This is a genomic window from Crenobacter sp. CS_VA4, assembly GCF_055597485.1.
In genome coordinates, this window is record NZ_JBVMAE010000004.1 from 191,035 (window position 1) to 207,697 (window position 16,663).

Here is a 16,663-nt window from a genome sequence, read left to right on the forward strand (position 1 = left end):
CATGACGACAACCGACACCCCACTCAACGCCCTGTGGCTAATCGCCACCGAGCGCGCCCACGCCGCCATCGCCACCCTCACCCGCCGCGGCTTCAGCGTGATCGGCGTCGAGCTGGCCAACCCGGCGTGCCCGACGCTGCGCATCGAGCCGTCGCCGCTGTGCCTGGCGCTGCTCGAGCGCGGCGAGGCCGCCTGGTTCAGCTTCGGCCCGCGCGACCCGCAGGGCGAGCGCCGCGAAGGGCAATTCACGCTTGATAGCTGCCGCGTCGTCTGGGCCGACCACCACTGATTCCATCTTTATATAAGGAGCTGACCATGACCCCGATTCCGCACGGTTACAAACAGGGCGCCCGCGGCCGCCTGATCCCGCTGTCCACCATCAAGCCGATCGACCTGGCGCGCGACGAGCTGGTCGCCGAGCTGGTGGCGCGCGCCCGGCTCGCCTCGGCGCGGCTGGCCGAATTCAAGCAGCGCGCCTTCGACGACATCGCCGCCTTCGTCGAGCTGTCGGCCGAACGCTACGACACCCATCTGGGCGGCCACAAGGGCAACGTCAGCCTGGTCAGCTTCGACGGCCGCTACAAGGTGCAGCGGGCGATCCAGGACACCTTGTGCTTCGACGAGGGCCTGCAGGCGGCCAAGGCGCTGATCGACGCCTGCCTGCACGCCTGGAGCGAGGGCGCGCCCGGCGAATTGCGCGCGCTGATCAACGACGCGTTCGACGTCGACCGCGAGGGCCGCATCAGCACCGCGCGCATCCTGAGCCTGCGCCGGCTCGACATCCGCGACGCGCGCTGGCTGCGCGCGATGGCGGCGCTGAACGACTCGGTGCGGGTGCAGTGCAGCAAGAGCTATCTGCGCGTCTACCAGCGCAGCGAAACCGGCGACTACCGCGCCATCGCCCTCGACCTCGCCACCGTCTGACAGGAGCCCGCCATGAAACTCGAATCCGTCGCCGCGCTGCTGCCCGACAGCGTGCAGCAGATCGCCGCGCTGATCGGCCTGGCTTATACATTGAAACTGGTCGAGGCGTTCGGCGGCACCACCTTCCCGGTGTCGAAGAACCGCCGCCGCATGGGCCAGATCCGCTACGAAGCGTTGGCCGAAGTGGTCGGCGTCGACGCCGCCGACCTGCTCACCCACCACTACGGCGGCGACGTGCTGGCGATCCCGAAATGCGCGCAGGCGCTGCGCGAATTGCGCGACCGCCAGCTGCGCGCCGACTTCGACCTGCTGACCCGCGACGCCGGCGCGGTGCCGACGGTGACGCAGCTGGCGCGCCGCTACCGGCTGACCGAGCGGCATGTCTGGCGGCTGTTGAACCAGACCGACCGGGACGGCGGCGAGCAGGGTTCGCTGTGGGAGTGACCGCTTCGGCCAACCTTGGATAGAGAAACGCCCCGCAATCGCGGGGCGTTGTCGTTGGTAAACGTTGCTGGAGTGCCGTCCCGCCACATCACGCCGGTCGCTTCAGCGTACGAACCACCTGTTCGTACATCGCGTCGACCGCCGCTGAACGCGCGGAGCTAGCGCTACGTATGACGGCCACTTCCAGGTCGGGCAAATCAGGCAAGCCATGCCGGGCATCCAGCACCTTGAGACCAGGCGGAAGGCTACAGCGCGTCAGCACGGCCACGGCCATGCCGCTTTCCGCTGCGGCCAATTGCCCCGCGACGTTGGGGCTGTGGTAGACGATTCGATACTCGCGGCGTTGCGCCGAAATCGCGGCGAGCACTTCGCTGCGGACACGGCTGCCCAGCTCATGCACCGCGATCGGCAGCGGCTCTCGTCGCCACGCTTCATGCTGCTCGGAACCGACCCAGACCAGCCCCTCGCGAAACAGCAGGGCTCCTCTTTCCAGGTGATCTCGCGTCACCACGGCCAAATCCAATTCGCCCCGCTCAACCTTCGGGATCAGCGCGGTGGACTGTTCGCAGACCAGCGTGATCTCGACCCCCGAGTGGCGGTTGGCAAACGTGCGCAGCACAGCCGTGAGATAGGCCATGGCGTAGTCGTCCGGAACCCCCAGACTGATCCGACCGGAGACTTCGGGCCCGTGAATGGCGACTAAGGCCTCGGAGTGCACTTCGAGCAGGCGGCGGGCATAGCCGAGCAGCTCCGTGCCGGCGGGGGTCAGCACCATATGGCGCGGCCCCCGCACCAGCAGCGGACGGCCCACGACATCCTCCAGTTTCTTGAGCTGCATGCTGACGGCCGATTGCGACCGGGACACCTGTTTTGCCGCGGCGGTCAGCGACCCGGCGTCCACCACCGAGACGAACGCGCGCAGCCAGTCGAGTTGAAGGTCTTTCGATTGCATTGGGGGAGTAATCTATTCGAAAAGCGAATGATATCTACACTATAAATTCGCTTTCCCGCAGTAGGCAACGCTCCCACAATCGCTGTCATGACTACTCGATCGACGCCCCCGGTACCCGCTGTCCGCGACGCGAGCAGTGCCTTGCACGAGCAACGCGGCACGGCGCTGATGGTGGGGGGCGGCCTGATACTCGGCACCATCGGTGCGTTTGTCGAAGAGGCCGCTCAGGATCCGCTGACGACCGTCCTGTTTCGCTGCCTTTTTGGCGGACTGGCCCTGTTGCTCTGGGGAGCCGCCACCCGACGGCTTCCTGAGTTATTGCTTAGCGGCCGTTCGCTGTTCGCCGCCATCGGCGCCGGCCTGCTGATGGTGGCGAACTGGGGCTTGTTCTTCGCGGCGATTCCGCGCACCTCGATCGGGGTCGCCACCGTCGTCTTCCATGTGCAGCCGTTCTGGGTGATGGCGATGGGGGCATGGCTGCTAAGAGAAAAGGTATCTCCGAAGCGCGCCGCTGCCGCGGCGGTGGCCTTGCTCGGCTTGGCGCTGGCGACCGGGCTCGTCGACGGCATGGGGGATGGGCAGATTTTCACACGCGACTACGCGGTTGGCTTGTTGATGTGCCTAATCGGCTCGCTGGCCTACGCGGGGGTGACGATGATTGCCAAGATGGCTCCCGCGGTCAGCTCGTTCGCGCTAGCATGGTGGCAATGCGCGGTAGGGGTGGTGCTGACCGTCTGGTGGCCACTGTTACATGGATGGCCAACCGTCGGGCCGGCTTGGGCCTGGCTCGTCGGGCTCGGCGTCATCCACACAGGCCTTGCCTACGCCGTGCTGTACGCCGGCATGAGCCGGCTGCCGACCAGCCGCATCGCGGTGCTCCAGTTCGTCTACCCCGTCACCGCCATCTTGATCGACTGGGCCGTCTACGGTCATGCGCTGAGCATCGTTCAAATGGGCGGCGTGGTGCTGATGGGCTCGGCGTTGTGGTCCGCTCGACGGGCTGGATGATGGCAGTCGCTGACCGTGCTAGGTCGTAGCGGAACCTCCCGAACGCCGGCTTTCAACGACGCCGGCGCTAGGTAACGCCTCGCTTTGTGGATAGCGCCGAGCACGCATCGGCGTGGTCGGCCTGTTTCACTAAATGGAGCCCCCCTGCATACAGACGGGACGGCGGCGGGCAGGGTTCGCTGTGGGAGTGACCGCTTCGGCCAACCTTGTATAGAGAAACGCCCCGCAATCGCGGGGCGTTTTCGTTGGTAGTGACAGCCTAGCGCGATAACGCGAATCGACCGCGCGGCGCCGTGACGACAATCTCGCTATCCGCAGCACCCGCGCTGCGCCTGGACCGGCGGACACTTCACCGAGCCGAAGGAACAGAACACGCAGCAATCGCCGGGCTTGGGGCGCAGCAGGGCCTTGCAGTGGCTGCACTGGTAGTAGAACTGGCAGGCATCGGTGGGCATGGTCTCCCGCTTGGCGTAACCGCAGTGCGGGCAGGTCAGCACCGACTCGAGGACGATCGCGCTCATTGCGGCGTCACCGATGCACGGTCGACGGATAGCCGGCGTTCATGGCCGCCCTGGTCAACGCCTTGATCAGCGCCTCGGGCCGGGCCTTGTCCGGATCGTAGCTGACGGTGGCCGTCTTCTTGTCGAAGTCGACCCTCACGGCACTCACGCCGGACACCCTCTCCAGCGACTTCTTGACCGTGACCGGGCACAGTTCGCACGTCATGTTCTGCACATCGAGCGTGACGGTTTTCGGTGCGCCAGCCAGCGCCACGAGGGGCATCGTGGCAAGCAGGGCAATCAGCAGTCGGCGCATGGCCATCTCCTTTCAGTAGAACAGCGGGGCGAGGCTCGGCACGGCCAACAGGCCGAGCAGCAGCACCGCGACCAGCCAGAACGTCAGCCGTTGCCGCTTAATCGTGCGCGGCTCGGCGCAGCGCGTGCCCGGGGCGCAGGCTGACTGCACCAGGTAGAGCCGGCGGAAGGCCAGCCCGAGCGACAGCAGGGTCAGGCCGATGAACACGGGGCGGTACGGTTCCAGCGCGGTCAGACTGGCCACCCACGCACCGCCGATGCCGAGCGCCAGCAACACCAGCGGCGCGACGCAGCACAGCGACGCGCCAACGGCGGCCAGCCCCCCGGCGATCAGCGGTTTTCCGCTGTTCGATGCCATGTCGGTTTCCTCGGGTCCGTCTTGATGATTTCACTATAAATTCCGTACCAAGGTACGGAATCAAGGGAAAGATGATGGCCACAGAATTGACGATCGGCCAGCTGGCGGCCGCGGCCGGGGTGAACGTCGAGACGGTCCGCTACTACCAGCGGCGCGGCCTGCTGGACGAGCCGGCCAAGCCGTTGGGCGGGCACCGGCGCTACCCCGCCGACAGGGTGAAACGGCTGCGCTTCATCAAGCGCGCGCAGGCGCTCGGCTTCACCCTGTCTGAAGTCGCCGGCTTGCTGCGGCTGGACGAGGCGAGCGGCTGCGCCGAGACGCATGCGCTGGCGACCCGCAAGCTCGCGTTGATCGAACAGAAGATGGCCGATCTCGCGGCGATCCAGCGGGCCTTGGCCGCTCTGGTGGCGCAATGCGACTCGGCCGAAGGCGGCACCTGCCCGATCATCGAGGTGCTGGCGCACGATTGACGCCGGCCGACGCAGCAGGCGAAACAGCGCCGTCGGGATTGCACTGCACCACGCCGAGCTTGGCGCCTTCGAATTCCTGGTCAATAACTAAGCTCGTCAGTCAACGACATAGGGGTTTTCGGATGACGGTTCTGGTACTGGGATTGCTGATCTTTCTCGGCGTGCACTCGATCCGCATCGTCGCCGAGCCCTGGCGTGCGGCGCAGATCGCCCGCTTCGGCCCGGCCGCCTGGAAGGGCGGCTACTCGCTGGCCTCGGCGCTCGGGCTGGTGCTGATTATCTGGGGCTACGGCCTGGCGCGCGGCCAAGGCCCACTGCTCTGGGCGCCGCCGCTGTGGGCACGGCATGTCACCGGCCTGCTGACCGTGCCGGCCTTCGTGCTGCTGGTGGCAGCGGACCTGCGCGGCAGCCGCATCCGGGCCGCGGTCGGGCACCCGATGCTGATCGGCGTCCAGCTCTGGGCGCTGGCCCACCTGCTCGCCAACGGCAGCGTGGCGGCCGTGGTGCTGTTCGGCGCCTTCCTGGCCTGGGCGGTGGCGGACTTCGTGTCGGCCCGCCGCCGCGACCGCCTGGCCAATACCCCGCCACCGACCGTGCGCGCCGGGCGCGATGCGCTGGTGATCGTCGTCGGGCTGGCGGCCTGGGCGCTGTTCGCCTTCCTGCTGCACGGCTGGCTGATCGGCGTGCGGCCGTTCGGCTGAGCGGCGCCGCGCTCAGGCGTCTTCGCCGGGGATGTCGAGCGGGATCTTCGTTTCGAACTTGGCGCAGTTCATCGCGAAGTTGCTCTTGAAGTTGCGCACGTTGTTGTCGGACGAGAACACCCGCCGGGTGAAGGCATGGTAGGCCTCCATCGACGCGGAATTGACGATCAACAGGAAATCGGCCTCGCCGGAGATCTCGTAGCAGGCCATCACGTCGGCCTCGGCCTGCATGGTCGTTTCGAACTGGCGCAGCAGCATGTCGTTCTGCGTCGCCAGCTCGACCGAGACGAACACGGTCAGCGGCCGGCCGACCCGCTTGCGATCGACGATGGCCACTTCCTTGACCAGCACGCCGGAGGCGCGCAATTGGGCAATGCGCCGCTGGCAGGTGGCCACCGAGAGGTGGACCCTTTCGGCCAACTCGCGCAGCGGGACGGCGGCATCGTCCTGCAGCGCGTTGAGGATCAGCAGGTCGCGCCGATCGAGCGAAACGGTTGCCATGACAGCCTTTGCGATGTTTTTCTCATTCTAGCCAATACATCGAGAAATATTACCGATTTGACCGCTGCAGTCGGTAATCCAGTTCAGCCCTTCTGCCTATACTCGACGGTCTTTATCGGGCTGTTTATCTGGAGTGCTTGTGTCCAAGGGTGTGTTGTTGTCGGTGGTCGCCTCGGTGTTGTTCGGGGTGCTGTATTTCTATACGACCCTGCTGGCCCCGCTCAGCGGGGAGCAGATCTTCGGTTGGCGGCTGTTGCTGACGCTGCCGTTCGTGACGGCTTTCATGCGGTATGGCGGCGACTGGGCGCTGGCCAAAGGCATCGCCGCCAGGCTGCGGCGCCGGCCGGCGCTGGCGCTGGGCCTGCTGGCCTCGTCGGCGCTAGTCGGGGTGCAGCTATGGTTGTTCATGTGGGCGCCGCTGCACGGGCGGGGGCTGCAGGTGTCGCTGGGCTACTTCCTGCTGCCGCTGACGATGATTCTGGCGGGCCGGCTGGTGTACCGGGAACGGCTGTCCCCCCTGCAGTGGCTGGCGGCCGGCTGCGCGGCGCTCGGCGTGGCCAATGAGCTGTACCGGGTCGGCAGCTTCTCCTGGGAGACGCTGCTGGTGGCCTTGGGCTACCCGCTGTATTTCATGCTGCGGCGCCGGCTCGCCACCGACCACCTCGGCGGGCTGTGGTTCGACATGGTGCTGATGCTGCCGGTGGCGCTGCTATTCATCGGCGCCGCACCGCTCGCCCCGTTCGCCGGCCACCCCCAGCTGTTCGGGCTGGTGCCGCTGTTGGGGGTGATCAGCGCGTCGGCGCTGGTGTGCTACATCCTGGCCAGCCGCGCGCTGGCGTTCAGCCTGTTCGGCCTGCTCGGCTATGTGGAGCCGGTGCTGCTGGTGTTCGTGGCGCTGCTGCTCGGCGAGAGCATCCAGCCCGGCGAGTGGCTGACGTATATCCCGATCTGGGCGGCGGTGGCGTTGCTGGTGCTGGAGGGGGCGCGGCACCTGACGATGCGATGGAGCGCGGCCGTATCGGCCGCCTAGGCGTGTGTCTGGCTTGTCGGCGCAACCGTCCGATCGCGGCCAGCAGCGGACGATCCGGCGCCCTCCGGCCCTGGCGCAAGGCGACGTGCCCGTCTATGGTGAGTGAATATTTTGTGCCGTGACGCCAGGCCGGACAGGGCTAGACGGCGAGAGCGGGTGTAGTGACGCAAGAAAATACGTCTTTTAGGACGTCTAATACATAGTTAGTTGCCAACCACAAGGAGTCAGACCATGAAAATCACCGTTGAAACCATCGTCAAAGCTCCCGTTACCAAGGTCTGGCGCGTCTACACAACGCCAGACGACATCAAGCAGTGGAATACAGCTTCTGATGATTGGCACACAATCAAATCCACTGTCGATTTGCGCGTGGGTGGAGCGTTTACATCGCGCATGGAGGCCAAAGACGGTAGCTTCGGCTTTGACTTCGCCGGAACGTACACCAAGATCGTGCCTAACGAGTTGATTGAGTATTCGTTCGGAGACCGTACTGGTGCAGTCGAGTTCATAACTGGCGCAAACGGTGTCACGGTGCGCGTTACGTTCGATGCTGAATCCGAAAATCCTGTGGAACAACAGCGTCACGGATGGCAAGCCATCCTGAATAACTTTGCCAAGCACGTTGAAGCTCGTCAGTGAATTAGTTGTATCAGCAATGGCAACTAACATGGCGTTCGAGAGGGACGCGCCTAAAGCGGCGCGCCCCTCAACTTTACGTTAGGCCTCACCGAATGGGCACAGGGGCGCAACTTCATTCGTTCTATCCGCCAGGTCGCTGTAAGCGGAGACGTTTGGGTAATTCGAATGCCGAACGGGTGCGTGGGCGACATGGAGGTGGGACGACGAAGGTCGCATTCTTCCAGTTTGGTCGAATCGGCGATTTGTCTTCGTCTTCCGACGCCAGCGCAAGAGTAGATACCATTCTTTAATCAGGACGAGCAAATGGGCAGGTTTGTCGAAGTCGCCAGGAAGTCTGAGATTCCCGAAACTGGCGTGATCGGGGTGAGGGTCGAGGGCAAGCGCCTCGCACTCATAAACCTTGACGGCGAGATCTACGCGATTGATGACGACTGTCCTCACGAGGGTGGCCCCCTCTCCGAAGGGGCAATCAGCGGCGAGGAAATCGAGTGTCCTTGGCACGCGTCGCGCTTCAATATCAAGACCGGCCGCGTCACGATGGACCCCGCGACGAAAGACGTTGCCACGTACAGGGTGCGCCTCGTTGGCGATGCGGTGGAAGTTGAAATCTAGGCTCGGTGTTCGGCCTAACCACGCGCTCAACCGGACCCGCCGGCATATGGCTTCTTCCTCGCACAGGTCGGTGGCCGCGGGCCGGTTAGCTTAGCCGTTAGGCCGACTACCGGATCCCATTCGTGAAGGAGGAGAAAATGAAAAAGTCGGGTTCAACCGAGGGCCAGTCGGCACCTGAGCTGATTGACAAAAGAATCGCCGAGCTCGGGGACTGGCGCGGGGAGACCTTGAGCAGGATACGCAAGCTCATCAAAGAGGCAGCCCCTGACGTCGTCGAGGAGTGGAAGTGGATGGGCACTCCCGTATGGTCGCACGACGGGATCATCTGTACCGGCGAGTCTTACAAGTCGATAGTGAAGCTGACCTTCGCCAAGGGGGCTTCGTTGGAGGACCCGGCCAAGCTCTTTAACTCGAGCCTCGACGGGAACGCAAGGCGCGCGATTGACATCCATGAGGGGGAGGAGGTCGACGCGGGCGCATTCAAGGCGCTCATCCTTGCCGCGGTCGCCCTCAATGCATCCGTCGGAAAGGCAAGGCCAAGGCGGGCGAAGTCGGACCAGGCCTAACAATTCATTCAAGCCGAAGCCGCTTCGCGGCTCGGCTTAATTCAGGCGTTAGGCAGCACAACGCAAGGAAAGGCGAAGGAATTATGGTTACGAACACAATTCGACTTCATCGCGTGCTCCGGGCAACCCCGGAGAGAATCTACCGAGCGTTCCTCGATGCCGACGCAATGGTCAAATGGCTTCCCCCAAATGGTTTCACGGGCAAGGTTCACCATATCGATGCCAAAGTCGGCGGCACTTACAAGATGTCGTTCATGAACTTCACCACGGGAAACAGTCATTCCTTCGGCGGAGAGTATCTTGAGTTGGTGCCCAACGAGCGAATTCGGCACACAGATAAATTCGACGATCCGAACTTGCCGGGGGAAATGCAGACGACAGTGTCTTTGCAAAAAGTGTCTTGCGGTCCTGAAGTAAACATAGTGCAAGAAGGGATACCGGAAGCCATTCCGCCTGAGGCTTGTTATCTCGGTTGGCAAGAATCGCTTACCCTTCTTGCGCAATTGGTCGAGGCTGAGATCCCTGAGTAATGAGCGGGGTGATGCCTAACAATTCCATCAACCGGGCACCTCAAAGCCTGCGGCTTTGGGGTTCCCTCCGTGCGGCGCACTCCGGTGCAGGTTATGTAAAGCGTTAGGTGGCCCACAGCTGGATCGTCCCACTGACCAATTGGCGAGGAATGCAATGTCGAAACTCCGAGTCCAGAGCTTTGCGATCTCAATCGATGGTTACGGTGCTGGACCGAACCAAGACCTCCAGAATCCGCTCGGCATCAGGGGGGCTGAGTTGATGGAGTGGTTCTTCCACACACGCGTATGGCGGAAGATGCACGGCTATGACGATGGAGAGACGGGGGTCGACAACGGAATGGCGGAGCAAGGCTTTGCCGGAATCGGTGCCTGGATTCTTGGGCGCAACATGTTTGGTCCTGTCCGAGGCCCATGGCTGGACGATAGCTGGAAGGGTTGGTGGGGCGACGAGCCGCCGTATCACACGCCCGTCTTCGTGCTGACGCATCACCCGCGTGCACCGCTCAGGATGGCGGGAGGTACGGAGTTCCACTTTGTCACGGAAGGCATTCACGCCGCTCTGGAGAAGGCAATCGCCGCAGCGGGCGGCCGCGACATCCGTCTCGGTGGCGGCGTAGCTACTATTCGGCAGTATCTGCGCGCCAACCTGATCGACGAACTCCATCTCGCCATGAGACCTGTCTTACTCGGATCCGGTGAACATCTCTTGAACGGCATCGATATGCATGCCTTGGGCTATGAATGCACGAACTACGTGGCGGGCGAACGTGCGACTCACGTCTTTCTGCGCAAGCGGGCGTGATCCGGCCGGCTCGCTCGATGGGCCACCTAACATTTCCTTGCACGGGACTACGGCCGCCCGTGAAGTCAGGCGTTAGGGGGCACACGGGTCGGCACGCCGCGCATTGGTAGCAAGCAGGAGGACTCATCATGGCGATTCAGCTTGATCACGTCATAGTGTCGTCGCACAAGAGGGACGCTTCGGCAAAGCTCTTGGCTGATCTTCTCGGCGTTCCCTGTGGCCCTGCGAGAGAGGGCCCATTCTTTGCTGTTTACATCAACGACAGCATGACTCTTGATTTCATCGAAACAGATGAGCCGTTCCCCATCGAGCACTTCTGCTTCCGCGTAGAGGAAGAAGAGTTCGATCGCATCCTTGAGAGAATCAAAGCAGCTGGAATCGAGTATCGCAGCACGGTCCGAGGCCCCGTCGATAGGCAGATCAACACCGACTACGGCGGGAGGATGATCTACTGGAACGAACCCGAAGGGCATCAATGGGAAGTTCTCACTGTTAGCTATGCCCGCCAACCCAAGTAACTGCTTTTTAGAGATGCAGTGCCGCCTAACTCAAACGTTGGGCATCCAAGAATCTAGGAGATTTCGAGCCGGAGTTGATCCTGGCAAAGCCTGCACTCCGTACCTTGTCTTCGTGCAAACCACCAAGGAGGTGCATCATGAGCAACGGAAAAACGTACACAGGCAGTTGCTTTTGCGGCGCGGTTCAGTTCACGGTCAGCGGTGAGCCCGTCGCAATGGGTTATTGTCATTGCGAGTCTTGTCGAAGGTGGTCGGCGGGGCCTGTCAACGCCTTCACTCTATGGAAACCCGAAGCGGTACAGATCACGCAGGGTGCAGACAACATCGGCACTTACAACAAGACGCCGCATAGTTATCGCAAATGGTGCAAGACGTGTGGAGGCCATATCTTCACGGAGCATCCCGGCATGGGACTCATCGACGTGTATGCGGCTGTTATTCCGGACTTCCCGTATCACGCCGGCGTCCATGTCCACTATCAGGAGACGAAGCTCCGCATTAAGGACGGGTTGCCGAAGATGAAGGACGTTCCGAAGGAGATGGGTGGCTCGGGCGTCAGCGTAGCGGAATAACGCATTGAACTCTTCCAGCCCTCTATCACAGGCGCCCGACAAGGCGCTCCAGCCGACCGTCTTGGCTTCGCTTTGCTGAGGCAGGACGGCGGCTGAGCTTGGGCGTTAGGCGTTAAAACAAAAGAGGTTCGGCCAACCTTAGCGTTTTGCTGTTTCAGCAGGTTGGCCGAAGGCGTCCGTTGCCTGTGTTGGTGCCCTTCGTCGGAGCCATCCGTTTGCCCCACTGGGTAGTGGGCCAGGCGTTGAGAGGTTTGCTCCGGCGGGTCGCCAATACAACGGAGGAGCACATGAACAAGTCAATTGTGATGACCAGCCAGGCACCCACTGCGGTCGGGCCGTATTCGCAGGGTGTGGTTCTCGATGGCTGGATCTGGACATCAGGCCAGGTCGCGTTAGATCCCGCGACGGGTGCAATGGTTGGATCGGACGCGGCGACACAGGCAGACCGTGCCCTCCGGAACATTGAAGCGATCCTAGAGGCCGCGGGGTCAAGTCTCGACCGGGTCGTCCGGGCAACGGTTTACCTGACGAATATGGATGACTTCGCCGCGGTCAATGCGGTTTACGCCCGCTATTTCCCGAATGCCTTTCCCGCTCGGGCATGCGTCGAGGTCTCGCGGTTGCCGCTGGGAGCCTTGGTCGAGATCGACGCGATCGCCAGAGTCGCCGCCTAACACGGCGGTCAGCCGGGACGTCAAAATACGACGCATTTTGCCGCCCCTTACCTTCATCGTTAGAACTCCAATCGAGTGCCAGGGCAAAAATGGTCGACGAACAAAAACCAATCGATGAACGCACCGCCGCCAAGCAAGCTCTTCTTGCGGCCACGCATCGTGTGAGTGCAGCTCTGCCGTCCTTCTCTACTTGGCTAATGGCAGGTTTTGGTGCGGCCTTCTCGCTGACGTTGGCAAACATTGAGACAGTCTCCAAGTTCATCGAGATAACTCACATCCGCTTTGGCCTTGTCTTGTTTCTCGTCAGCCTCGTATTGGCTGTCCTTGGCACGTACGTGGGCACAGTCGTTAGTGCAGCTCTGTCCGCCCATGAGGATGGCGAAGTTCTCGGCAAGAAGGTCGCACAGTTCACCGACAAGTTTGATCTAGAACTATTTGCCCGCGAGTACGAGCGAGGGCTATTGCCACCCATCCGCTGGATCGCACATAACTCAATGGAAAAAGCTATGCGAGGTGATCTCGTAGCCGGGGCTCGAATGATCGCAAAGCTATCGCAGATACAGGCTTTCCTCGTTGTAGCGCAAGGCGTCCTCGCAGTGGTTGCGGCAGGAGCTCTTGCGGCCGGCCTGAAGATGCAATGAGCGCTAAGGAGTTCTAACCCATCATTCCAGCGGACCGCCTTCGGCGTTCGCTGAACTTCAACGTTAGACAACAAGGAAGAACCATGTGGACTCATGAGGAAAGCATTGAAACGAGCGCAAGCCCTGCGCAGCTTTGGCAGCTGCTCTCGGACGTTGCGGGCTGGAAAACGTGGAACGCTGGAATTGAAAGCATCGAGATACACGGCCCGTTTGTCAGCGGCACCACGTTCTCCATGAAGCCCCCAGGGGAGGAAGCCTTCACCAGCACCCTCGTGGAGGTCAGGGAGAACGAAAGTTTCACGGACGAGACGGTGATTGACGGTACACGCGTGCTGGTGCGCCACGGACTGGCGCTGCTGCCCTCCGGCAACACCAGAATCACCTACAGCACGGAAATATCTGGCCCGGCGGCTGCCGAGTTCGGCCCCATGGTCACCGGCGACTTCCCGGAGGTGTTGAGTGCGTTGAAACGTCTGGCCGAGAATTCACAGTAAGCGCCGCTAACAAAACCCTTCCGGCGTTGTTACGCTGCCTTGCCGGACTACTTGTACTGTCTGCGGCGCGCGCCTAGCCGGAACCGCTTCGCTGGGTTTTGTTAGTGGCTCTAAGCGGCTTGTTGCCTAACGATGCATTCAGGCCGAAGCCGCTTCGCGGCCCGGCTTGATCCGGGCGTTAGCCCCTCGTTTACCCTCGGAGTCGGAATGAACCCCATCACGCTGAACACCCTGGCAGCCTTCCCGCAGCAGCTGGAGGCTCACTACGCCGCCATTCCCGCCGAGTTCAGGCACTGGGCGCCCCCGTCCTGGGATGGCGTGCCAAGCGAGCCGTTCACGGCCATCGAGCAGGTCTGCCACGTGCGCGACATCGAGGTCGACGGGTATCACCTGCGCTTCCACCGAACGCTGAACGAGTCCAATCCAACCCTGGCCTCCATCGATAGCGAGGCGCTGGCCGAAGCGCGTTCCTACGCCACGGCCGATGCCGGCGCGGCCTTCGCCGCGTTTCGGGAGGCGCGTGCGAAGACCGTCGCGCTCATCACGGCCCTGAGCCCCGAGCAGTTCGACCGCACCGCGGTGTTCGAGGGCTACGGTCCGCTGTCGCTGCGCAGCCTGGTGCACTACCTTTGCAGCCATGACCAGCAGCACCTGGCGGGGCTACAGTGGTTGCTCGGAAAGATAGAGGCCTCGCGCCGGCCGCTGCGTGGCTGACCCTTCGATCGAACGGACAGTCAAACGTTAGACATCACAAGGTCGCATCAATGTTCGCCTACATCTGTCTCGGAACCAATAACCTCGAGCGCGCTGTTCGTTTCTATGATGAAGTGCTTGCGCCACTCGGCCACAAGCGTTGTGACACTTCCAATGAGCCAAACTTGGACGGTTGGGCTGGTTGGGGTAGTTACGAAGCTGGTGGCGTAAATGAGCTCGCGCTTTGGGTTTGCTCGCCATTCAATGGTCAGCCTGCCACAGTCGGGAACGGAACAATGGTTGCCCTGCGGGCAAAAAGTTGGGCTGGAGTACAAGCATTTCATGCTGCCGCGCTTGAGCATGGCGGAGCATCTGAAGGAGCGCCCGGCCTGCGTCCCGAATATGATCAAGACTTTTACGCTGCTTACGTTCGTGATCCAGATGGAAACAAACTTGTGGCTGTGTGTCGCGGGTTCTTACATGAGCAATGAGCTGCAAAATAGCCTTATTTTAGTTTGTTTAGGCCGGTGGTGATTGGCCGATCCAATGACCCGATCCAGCAGACCCGCCAAAGCGGGCCGCTGATTTCAGGCGTTAGGCGCCGCCCAACGACGGCAAGGGTCGCGCCCTTTGCGCCTCTTCCCGTCCCAGGAACCTACAAGGATGCCGCGCGCAAACCCGCTTCAAACAGCAGGAGAGTCCCCATGATCGACACACCCCAGCTCACTCAGACCGCCGCCCAACTGACCGCCATCATCCGCCTCACTGTTCCGCGGACTCAGATCCAAAGTTTCATGGGTCCGGCCATCGCCGAGGTGATGGCCGCCATTGCGGCGCAGGGCATCGCGCCTGCCGGCCCGGTTTTCTCGTACCACCTGAGGGTGGACCCGGACATCTTCGATTTCGAGGTCGGTGTACCGGTCACGACGCCCGTCTCCGCCACGGGCCGCGTGACGATGAGTCAATTGCCCGCCGCGAAGGTGGCACGGACGGTGTACCACGGGCCGTATGAGGGTCTCGGCACCGCCTGGGGCGAGTTCATCGAATGGATCACTGCCGAGGGGCACAAACCAGCTCCGGCCCTCTGGGAGTGCTACGTGGCGGGCCCGGAGTCGAACCCCGACCCGGCCACCTGGCGCACGGAGCTCAACCGGGCACTGACCGCTTAAGGTGACACCTGCAGGCGTTTGCTGTTCCGCCGCCCGCCAGTCGGCCCGGTCGCAATCCGCGCTGCGGCTAGCGATCGAGCTCGGCGTAATGCCGAAAGATGTCCTCTTCGTTGAATGGCACGCGTCGGCTCGAGGCGAGGTAGGTGGCCAGCGACGGCAGTAGCGCGACGCGGTCGTGCAACGCGATCAGGCCTGGGTACTGCGGCTCCAGTCGGGCCATCGCCTGGGGAAACGCATAGCGCAGGCCCGCGATCAGCTGAAACAGCGACAGGTCCACATAGGACAGCCTGGCGCCGACCAGGAAGCCGGAGCGGCGCGGGTTGGCGTCGAGCACGCCCTCGAAGTAGCCGAGAAACTTCGGCAGCCGGTGGCGGAGGAAGTCGGCTGCACGCCGCCGGGCCGCGGGCTTCTGCTCCTCGTAGTAGAGGCCGCTCGCGATCGGGTGATGGGTGTCATGAGCCTCGCCGAGCAGGTCGGCGATCGTCAATTGCAGCTGGTGCGTCCACAGCCGGTCGGCCTCGGCCCGCGGCGCGAGACCGAGGCGCGGGCCGAGGAACAGCAGGATATTGGCGGTCTGGCCGATCACCCGCTCCCCCACCTTCAGGAACGGCGGCGCAAACGGCGGGTGTGCCGTGTCGGCCTGGTCGAGAAAGCGCAGCAGCGCCGGCTCGCCCATCCCGTCGCGCTCCGGCAAGCGCGCGACGTCGAGATACTCGGTGCCGGTGGCCTCGAACGCCAGCCGGACGAACTCCCCGCGCCCCTGGATGGACGGCCAGTAATAGAGCTCGTAATGCATACGGTTTCGCCCCTTCCCTTGGTCTTCGCCAGTATGGACCAGGCAGCGCGATTAGGCTGGTGCGCGGCGATCACAGCCTCCTACCCGGACAGGAACGGCACGCAGTTGGCCGAAGCGTTGCAGACATTGCGGCGGGCGCTGCACGACCTGCTGGGCGCCTGCGACCGAGCGGACCTACCGGTGACGCTGGGCGGGCTCGCCCCCACCTTCGCCGCCTTCCTGACGGGCGGCCCCAGGCAGGCCAGGGCCGGCTAGTCGGCCGAAGGATCGCTATAGAGAAAACGCCTCGGGGTGGTGCCGAGCACCCGGCGGAATACCGCGCTGAACGCGCTGGGGCTGCTGTAGCCGAGGTCCAACGCCACCCGGGTGACCGGCTCGTCCTGCCCCAGCCGCGTCACGGCCGCGAGCAGGCAGGCCTGCTGGCGCCAGCTGGCGAAGCCGACCCCGGTGTGCTGACGGAACAGCCGGGTGAAGGTGCGCCGGCTCATGCCGGCACGCGCCGCCGCCGCGTCGAGGTCGACGTCCAGCGAAGGCTGCTCGAGCAGCGCGCGGCACATCCGCGCCAGGCGCGGTTCGGCCGGCAACGGCGCATTCAGCACCAACGGCGGCATTGCTGCGATCTCGTCCAACAACAGCGCCATCACCCCACTCCCGCCCCGGCGCGCCACAGCTGTCCGTAGTAACGGCATCGCAGCAAGACGCGACAGGATAGCTGACCTGACGTCAACCCTAGGCTGAGCAATCGTCCTTTGTC

At 63.1% G+C, this 16,663-nt stretch carries 28 protein-coding genes; 21 read left to right on the forward strand and 7 right to left on the reverse strand.

Annotated features, from left to right (window positions below; genetic code table 11):
- The first annotated feature begins 1 nt into the window (after position 1).
- Genes ACZ2IA_RS05605 through ACZ2IA_RS05615 form a run of 3 tightly spaced genes read left to right on the forward strand, consistent with a single transcriptional unit; the run spans position 2 to position 1,368 of the window.
- Entirely contained in the window at positions 2 to 289 is a 288-nt protein-coding gene (locus ACZ2IA_RS05605; protein WP_470291586.1) for an HI_1482 family protein, read from the forward strand.
- Positions 290 to 315: 26 nt separating this feature from the next.
- Positions 316 to 924 carry a DUF3164 family protein gene (locus tag ACZ2IA_RS05610; protein WP_470291587.1) on the forward strand — a complete coding sequence of 203 codons (609 nt, stop codon included), beginning with the start codon at positions 316 to 318 and terminating at the stop codon, positions 922 to 924.
- A gap of 12 nt (positions 925 to 936) precedes the next feature.
- Entirely contained in the window at positions 937 to 1,368 is a 432-nt protein-coding gene (locus tag ACZ2IA_RS05615) for a Mor transcription activator family protein (RefSeq protein WP_470291588.1), read from the forward strand.
- Between the two features lie 88 nt (positions 1,369 to 1,456).
- Here the strand turns inward: ACZ2IA_RS05615 and ACZ2IA_RS05620 are convergent, their stop codons facing one another.
- The gene (locus ACZ2IA_RS05620) at positions 1,457 to 2,320 is read right to left on the reverse strand and encodes a LysR family transcriptional regulator (protein WP_470291589.1); all 864 of its coding nucleotides are present in this window, start codon (positions 2,318 to 2,320) and stop codon (positions 1,457 to 1,459) included.
- Between the two features lie 141 nt (positions 2,321 to 2,461).
- Between ACZ2IA_RS05620 and ACZ2IA_RS05625 the strand changes: the two genes are divergently transcribed.
- Positions 2,462 to 3,328, forward strand: a complete 867-nt coding sequence (locus ACZ2IA_RS05625) for a DMT family transporter (RefSeq protein WP_470291590.1) — start codon at positions 2,462 to 2,464, stop codon at positions 3,326 to 3,328.
- A 308-nt stretch (positions 3,329 to 3,636) separates the two neighbouring features.
- On the opposite strand, the gene ACZ2IA_RS05630 is transcribed toward ACZ2IA_RS05625, so the two are convergent.
- The 3 genes from ACZ2IA_RS05630 to ACZ2IA_RS05640 are packed head-to-tail and all read right to left on the reverse strand — an operon-like array spanning position 3,637 to position 4,501.
- Entirely contained in the window at positions 3,637 to 3,849 is a 213-nt protein-coding gene (locus tag ACZ2IA_RS05630; RefSeq protein WP_470291591.1) for a GDCCVxC domain-containing (seleno)protein, read from the reverse strand.
- A gap of 7 nt (positions 3,850 to 3,856) precedes the next feature.
- Positions 3,857 to 4,144, reverse strand: coding sequence for a heavy-metal-associated domain-containing protein (locus ACZ2IA_RS05635; protein WP_470291592.1), 288 nt, complete (start codon positions 4,142 to 4,144; stop codon positions 3,857 to 3,859).
- A gap of 12 nt (positions 4,145 to 4,156) precedes the next feature.
- The gene (locus ACZ2IA_RS05640; protein WP_470291593.1) at positions 4,157 to 4,501 is read right to left on the reverse strand and encodes a mercuric transporter MerT family protein; all 345 of its coding nucleotides are present in this window, start codon (positions 4,499 to 4,501) and stop codon (positions 4,157 to 4,159) included.
- Positions 4,502 to 4,575: 74 nt separating this feature from the next.
- Here ACZ2IA_RS05640 and merR point away from each other — a divergent pair, with 74 nt between their 5' ends.
- A complete protein-coding gene (gene merR / locus ACZ2IA_RS05645) occupies positions 4,576 to 4,971 on the forward strand; it encodes a mercury resistance transcriptional regulator MerR (protein ID WP_470291594.1) in 396 nt (131 codons plus the stop codon).
- A 122-nt stretch (positions 4,972 to 5,093) separates the two neighbouring features.
- The gene (locus ACZ2IA_RS05650) at positions 5,094 to 5,672 is read left to right on the forward strand and encodes an NnrU family protein (protein WP_470291595.1); all 579 of its coding nucleotides are present in this window, start codon (positions 5,094 to 5,096) and stop codon (positions 5,670 to 5,672) included.
- 12 nt (positions 5,673 to 5,684) lie between these two features.
- Here the strand turns inward: ACZ2IA_RS05650 and ACZ2IA_RS05655 are convergent, their stop codons facing one another.
- Positions 5,685 to 6,173 carry an Lrp/AsnC family transcriptional regulator gene (locus ACZ2IA_RS05655; RefSeq protein WP_470291596.1) on the reverse strand — a complete coding sequence of 163 codons (489 nt, stop codon included), beginning with the start codon at positions 6,171 to 6,173 and terminating at the stop codon, positions 5,685 to 5,687.
- 139 nt (positions 6,174 to 6,312) lie between these two features.
- Between ACZ2IA_RS05655 and rarD the strand changes: the two genes are divergently transcribed.
- The 14 genes from rarD (at position 6,313) to ACZ2IA_RS05725 (ending at position 15,113) form a co-directional block, all read left to right on the forward strand.
- Positions 6,313 to 7,203, forward strand: a complete 891-nt coding sequence (gene rarD / locus ACZ2IA_RS05660; RefSeq protein ID WP_470291597.1) for an EamA family transporter RarD — start codon at positions 6,313 to 6,315, stop codon at positions 7,201 to 7,203.
- A gap of 231 nt (positions 7,204 to 7,434) precedes the next feature.
- Positions 7,435 to 7,842: an SRPBCC family protein gene (locus tag ACZ2IA_RS05665; protein ID WP_470291598.1), complete on the forward strand. Its 408-nt coding sequence runs from the start codon at positions 7,435 to 7,437 to the stop codon at positions 7,840 to 7,842.
- Positions 7,843 to 8,145: 303 nt separating this feature from the next.
- Positions 8,146 to 8,454 (forward strand): Rieske (2Fe-2S) protein, encoded by a 309-nt coding sequence (locus tag ACZ2IA_RS05670; protein ID WP_470291599.1) that lies wholly within the window; start codon positions 8,146 to 8,148, stop codon positions 8,452 to 8,454.
- A 122-nt stretch (positions 8,455 to 8,576) separates the two neighbouring features.
- Positions 8,577 to 9,020, forward strand: coding sequence for a DUF1801 domain-containing protein (locus ACZ2IA_RS05675; protein WP_470291600.1), 444 nt, complete (start codon positions 8,577 to 8,579; stop codon positions 9,018 to 9,020).
- 83 nt (positions 9,021 to 9,103) lie between these two features.
- The gene (locus ACZ2IA_RS05680) at positions 9,104 to 9,550 is read left to right on the forward strand and encodes an SRPBCC family protein (RefSeq protein ID WP_470291601.1); all 447 of its coding nucleotides are present in this window, start codon (positions 9,104 to 9,106) and stop codon (positions 9,548 to 9,550) included.
- 154 nt (positions 9,551 to 9,704) lie between these two features.
- Entirely contained in the window at positions 9,705 to 10,352 is a 648-nt protein-coding gene (locus tag ACZ2IA_RS05685; RefSeq protein ID WP_470291602.1) for a dihydrofolate reductase family protein, read from the forward strand.
- A 128-nt stretch (positions 10,353 to 10,480) separates the two neighbouring features.
- Complete coding sequence (locus ACZ2IA_RS05690) at positions 10,481 to 10,870, forward strand: VOC family protein (RefSeq protein ID WP_470291603.1); 390 nt, start codon at positions 10,481 to 10,483, stop codon at positions 10,868 to 10,870.
- A gap of 137 nt (positions 10,871 to 11,007) precedes the next feature.
- Complete coding sequence (locus ACZ2IA_RS05695) at positions 11,008 to 11,442, forward strand: GFA family protein (protein WP_470291604.1); 435 nt, start codon at positions 11,008 to 11,010, stop codon at positions 11,440 to 11,442.
- A 287-nt stretch (positions 11,443 to 11,729) separates the two neighbouring features.
- A complete protein-coding gene (locus ACZ2IA_RS05700; protein WP_470291605.1) occupies positions 11,730 to 12,116 on the forward strand; it encodes a RidA family protein in 387 nt (128 codons plus the stop codon).
- A gap of 89 nt (positions 12,117 to 12,205) precedes the next feature.
- On the forward strand, positions 12,206 to 12,757 hold the full coding sequence (locus ACZ2IA_RS05705; protein WP_470291606.1) for a hypothetical protein: 552 nt from the start codon (positions 12,206 to 12,208) through the stop codon (positions 12,755 to 12,757).
- Between the two features lie 83 nt (positions 12,758 to 12,840).
- Entirely contained in the window at positions 12,841 to 13,251 is a 411-nt protein-coding gene (locus tag ACZ2IA_RS05710) for an SRPBCC family protein (protein WP_470291607.1), read from the forward strand.
- 207 nt (positions 13,252 to 13,458) lie between these two features.
- The gene (locus ACZ2IA_RS05715) at positions 13,459 to 13,965 is read left to right on the forward strand and encodes a DinB family protein (RefSeq protein ID WP_470291608.1); all 507 of its coding nucleotides are present in this window, start codon (positions 13,459 to 13,461) and stop codon (positions 13,963 to 13,965) included.
- Between the two features lie 50 nt (positions 13,966 to 14,015).
- Entirely contained in the window at positions 14,016 to 14,435 is a 420-nt protein-coding gene (locus ACZ2IA_RS05720; RefSeq protein ID WP_470291609.1) for a VOC family protein, read from the forward strand.
- 213 nt (positions 14,436 to 14,648) lie between these two features.
- Complete coding sequence (locus tag ACZ2IA_RS05725; RefSeq protein ID WP_470291610.1) at positions 14,649 to 15,113, forward strand: GyrI-like domain-containing protein; 465 nt, start codon at positions 14,649 to 14,651, stop codon at positions 15,111 to 15,113.
- 67 nt (positions 15,114 to 15,180) lie between these two features.
- Here the strand turns inward: ACZ2IA_RS05725 and ACZ2IA_RS05730 are convergent, their stop codons facing one another.
- On the reverse strand, positions 15,181 to 15,909 hold the full coding sequence (locus ACZ2IA_RS05730; protein ID WP_470291611.1) for a glutathione S-transferase: 729 nt from the start codon (positions 15,907 to 15,909) through the stop codon (positions 15,181 to 15,183).
- On the opposite strand from ACZ2IA_RS05730, the gene ACZ2IA_RS05735 reads away from it, so the two are divergent.
- Complete coding sequence (locus tag ACZ2IA_RS05735; protein WP_470291612.1) at positions 15,904 to 16,164, forward strand: hypothetical protein; 261 nt, start codon at positions 15,904 to 15,906, stop codon at positions 16,162 to 16,164. The genes ACZ2IA_RS05730 and ACZ2IA_RS05735 overlap by 6 nt on opposite strands.
- Here ACZ2IA_RS05735 and ACZ2IA_RS05740 read toward each other — a convergent pair.
- Positions 16,161 to 16,550, reverse strand: coding sequence for a helix-turn-helix domain-containing protein (locus tag ACZ2IA_RS05740; RefSeq protein ID WP_470291613.1), 390 nt, complete (start codon positions 16,548 to 16,550; stop codon positions 16,161 to 16,163). The two genes, ACZ2IA_RS05735 and ACZ2IA_RS05740, sit on opposite strands and share 4 nt — an antisense overlap.
- Between the last annotated feature and the right edge of the window lie 113 nt (positions 16,551 to 16,663).

Bases quoted from the DNA above. Each gene is read 5' to 3' on its own strand.
- ACZ2IA_RS05605 (WP_470291586.1), top strand. From the start codon at position 2: ATGACGACAACCGACACCCCACTCAACGCCCTGTGGCTAATCGCCACC.
- ACZ2IA_RS05610 (WP_470291587.1), top strand. From the start codon at position 316: ATGACCCCGATTCCGCACGGTTACAAACAGGGCGCCCGCGGCCGCCTG.
- ACZ2IA_RS05615 (WP_470291588.1), top strand. From the start codon at position 937: ATGAAACTCGAATCCGTCGCCGCGCTGCTGCCCGACAGCGTGCAGCAG.
- ACZ2IA_RS05620 (WP_470291589.1), bottom strand. From the start codon at position 2,320: ATGCAATCGAAAGACCTTCAACTCGACTGGCTGCGCGCGTTCGTCTCG.
- ACZ2IA_RS05630 (WP_470291591.1), bottom strand. From the start codon at position 3,849: ATGAGCGCGATCGTCCTCGAGTCGGTGCTGACCTGCCCGCACTGCGGT.
- ACZ2IA_RS05635 (WP_470291592.1), bottom strand. From the start codon at position 4,144: ATGCGCCGACTGCTGATTGCCCTGCTTGCCACGATGCCCCTCGTGGCG.
- ACZ2IA_RS05640 (WP_470291593.1), bottom strand. From the start codon at position 4,501: ATGGCATCGAACAGCGGAAAACCGCTGATCGCCGGGGGGCTGGCCGCC.
- merR (WP_470291594.1), top strand. From the start codon at position 4,576: ATGGCCACAGAATTGACGATCGGCCAGCTGGCGGCCGCGGCCGGGGTG.
- ACZ2IA_RS05650 (WP_470291595.1), top strand. From the start codon at position 5,094: ATGACGGTTCTGGTACTGGGATTGCTGATCTTTCTCGGCGTGCACTCG.
- ACZ2IA_RS05655 (WP_470291596.1), bottom strand. From the start codon at position 6,173: ATGGCAACCGTTTCGCTCGATCGGCGCGACCTGCTGATCCTCAACGCG.
- ACZ2IA_RS05665 (WP_470291598.1), top strand. From the start codon at position 7,435: ATGAAAATCACCGTTGAAACCATCGTCAAAGCTCCCGTTACCAAGGTC.
- ACZ2IA_RS05670 (WP_470291599.1), top strand. From the start codon at position 8,146: ATGGGCAGGTTTGTCGAAGTCGCCAGGAAGTCTGAGATTCCCGAAACT.
- ACZ2IA_RS05680 (WP_470291601.1), top strand. From the start codon at position 9,104: ATGGTTACGAACACAATTCGACTTCATCGCGTGCTCCGGGCAACCCCG.
- ACZ2IA_RS05685 (WP_470291602.1), top strand. From the start codon at position 9,705: ATGTCGAAACTCCGAGTCCAGAGCTTTGCGATCTCAATCGATGGTTAC.
- ACZ2IA_RS05690 (WP_470291603.1), top strand. From the start codon at position 10,481: ATGGCGATTCAGCTTGATCACGTCATAGTGTCGTCGCACAAGAGGGAC.
- ACZ2IA_RS05695 (WP_470291604.1), top strand. From the start codon at position 11,008: ATGAGCAACGGAAAAACGTACACAGGCAGTTGCTTTTGCGGCGCGGTT.
- ACZ2IA_RS05700 (WP_470291605.1), top strand. From the start codon at position 11,730: ATGAACAAGTCAATTGTGATGACCAGCCAGGCACCCACTGCGGTCGGG.
- ACZ2IA_RS05705 (WP_470291606.1), top strand. From the start codon at position 12,206: ATGGTCGACGAACAAAAACCAATCGATGAACGCACCGCCGCCAAGCAA.
- ACZ2IA_RS05710 (WP_470291607.1), top strand. From the start codon at position 12,841: ATGTGGACTCATGAGGAAAGCATTGAAACGAGCGCAAGCCCTGCGCAG.
- ACZ2IA_RS05715 (WP_470291608.1), top strand. From the start codon at position 13,459: ATGAACCCCATCACGCTGAACACCCTGGCAGCCTTCCCGCAGCAGCTG.
- ACZ2IA_RS05720 (WP_470291609.1), top strand. From the start codon at position 14,016: ATGTTCGCCTACATCTGTCTCGGAACCAATAACCTCGAGCGCGCTGTT.
- ACZ2IA_RS05725 (WP_470291610.1), top strand. From the start codon at position 14,649: ATGATCGACACACCCCAGCTCACTCAGACCGCCGCCCAACTGACCGCC.
- ACZ2IA_RS05735 (WP_470291612.1), top strand. From the start codon at position 15,904: ATGCATACGGTTTCGCCCCTTCCCTTGGTCTTCGCCAGTATGGACCAG.
- ACZ2IA_RS05730 (WP_470291611.1), bottom strand. From the start codon at position 15,909: ATGCATTACGAGCTCTATTACTGGCCGTCCATCCAGGGGCGCGGGGAG.
- ACZ2IA_RS05740 (WP_470291613.1), bottom strand. From the start codon at position 16,550: ATGGCGCTGTTGTTGGACGAGATCGCAGCAATGCCGCCGTTGGTGCTG.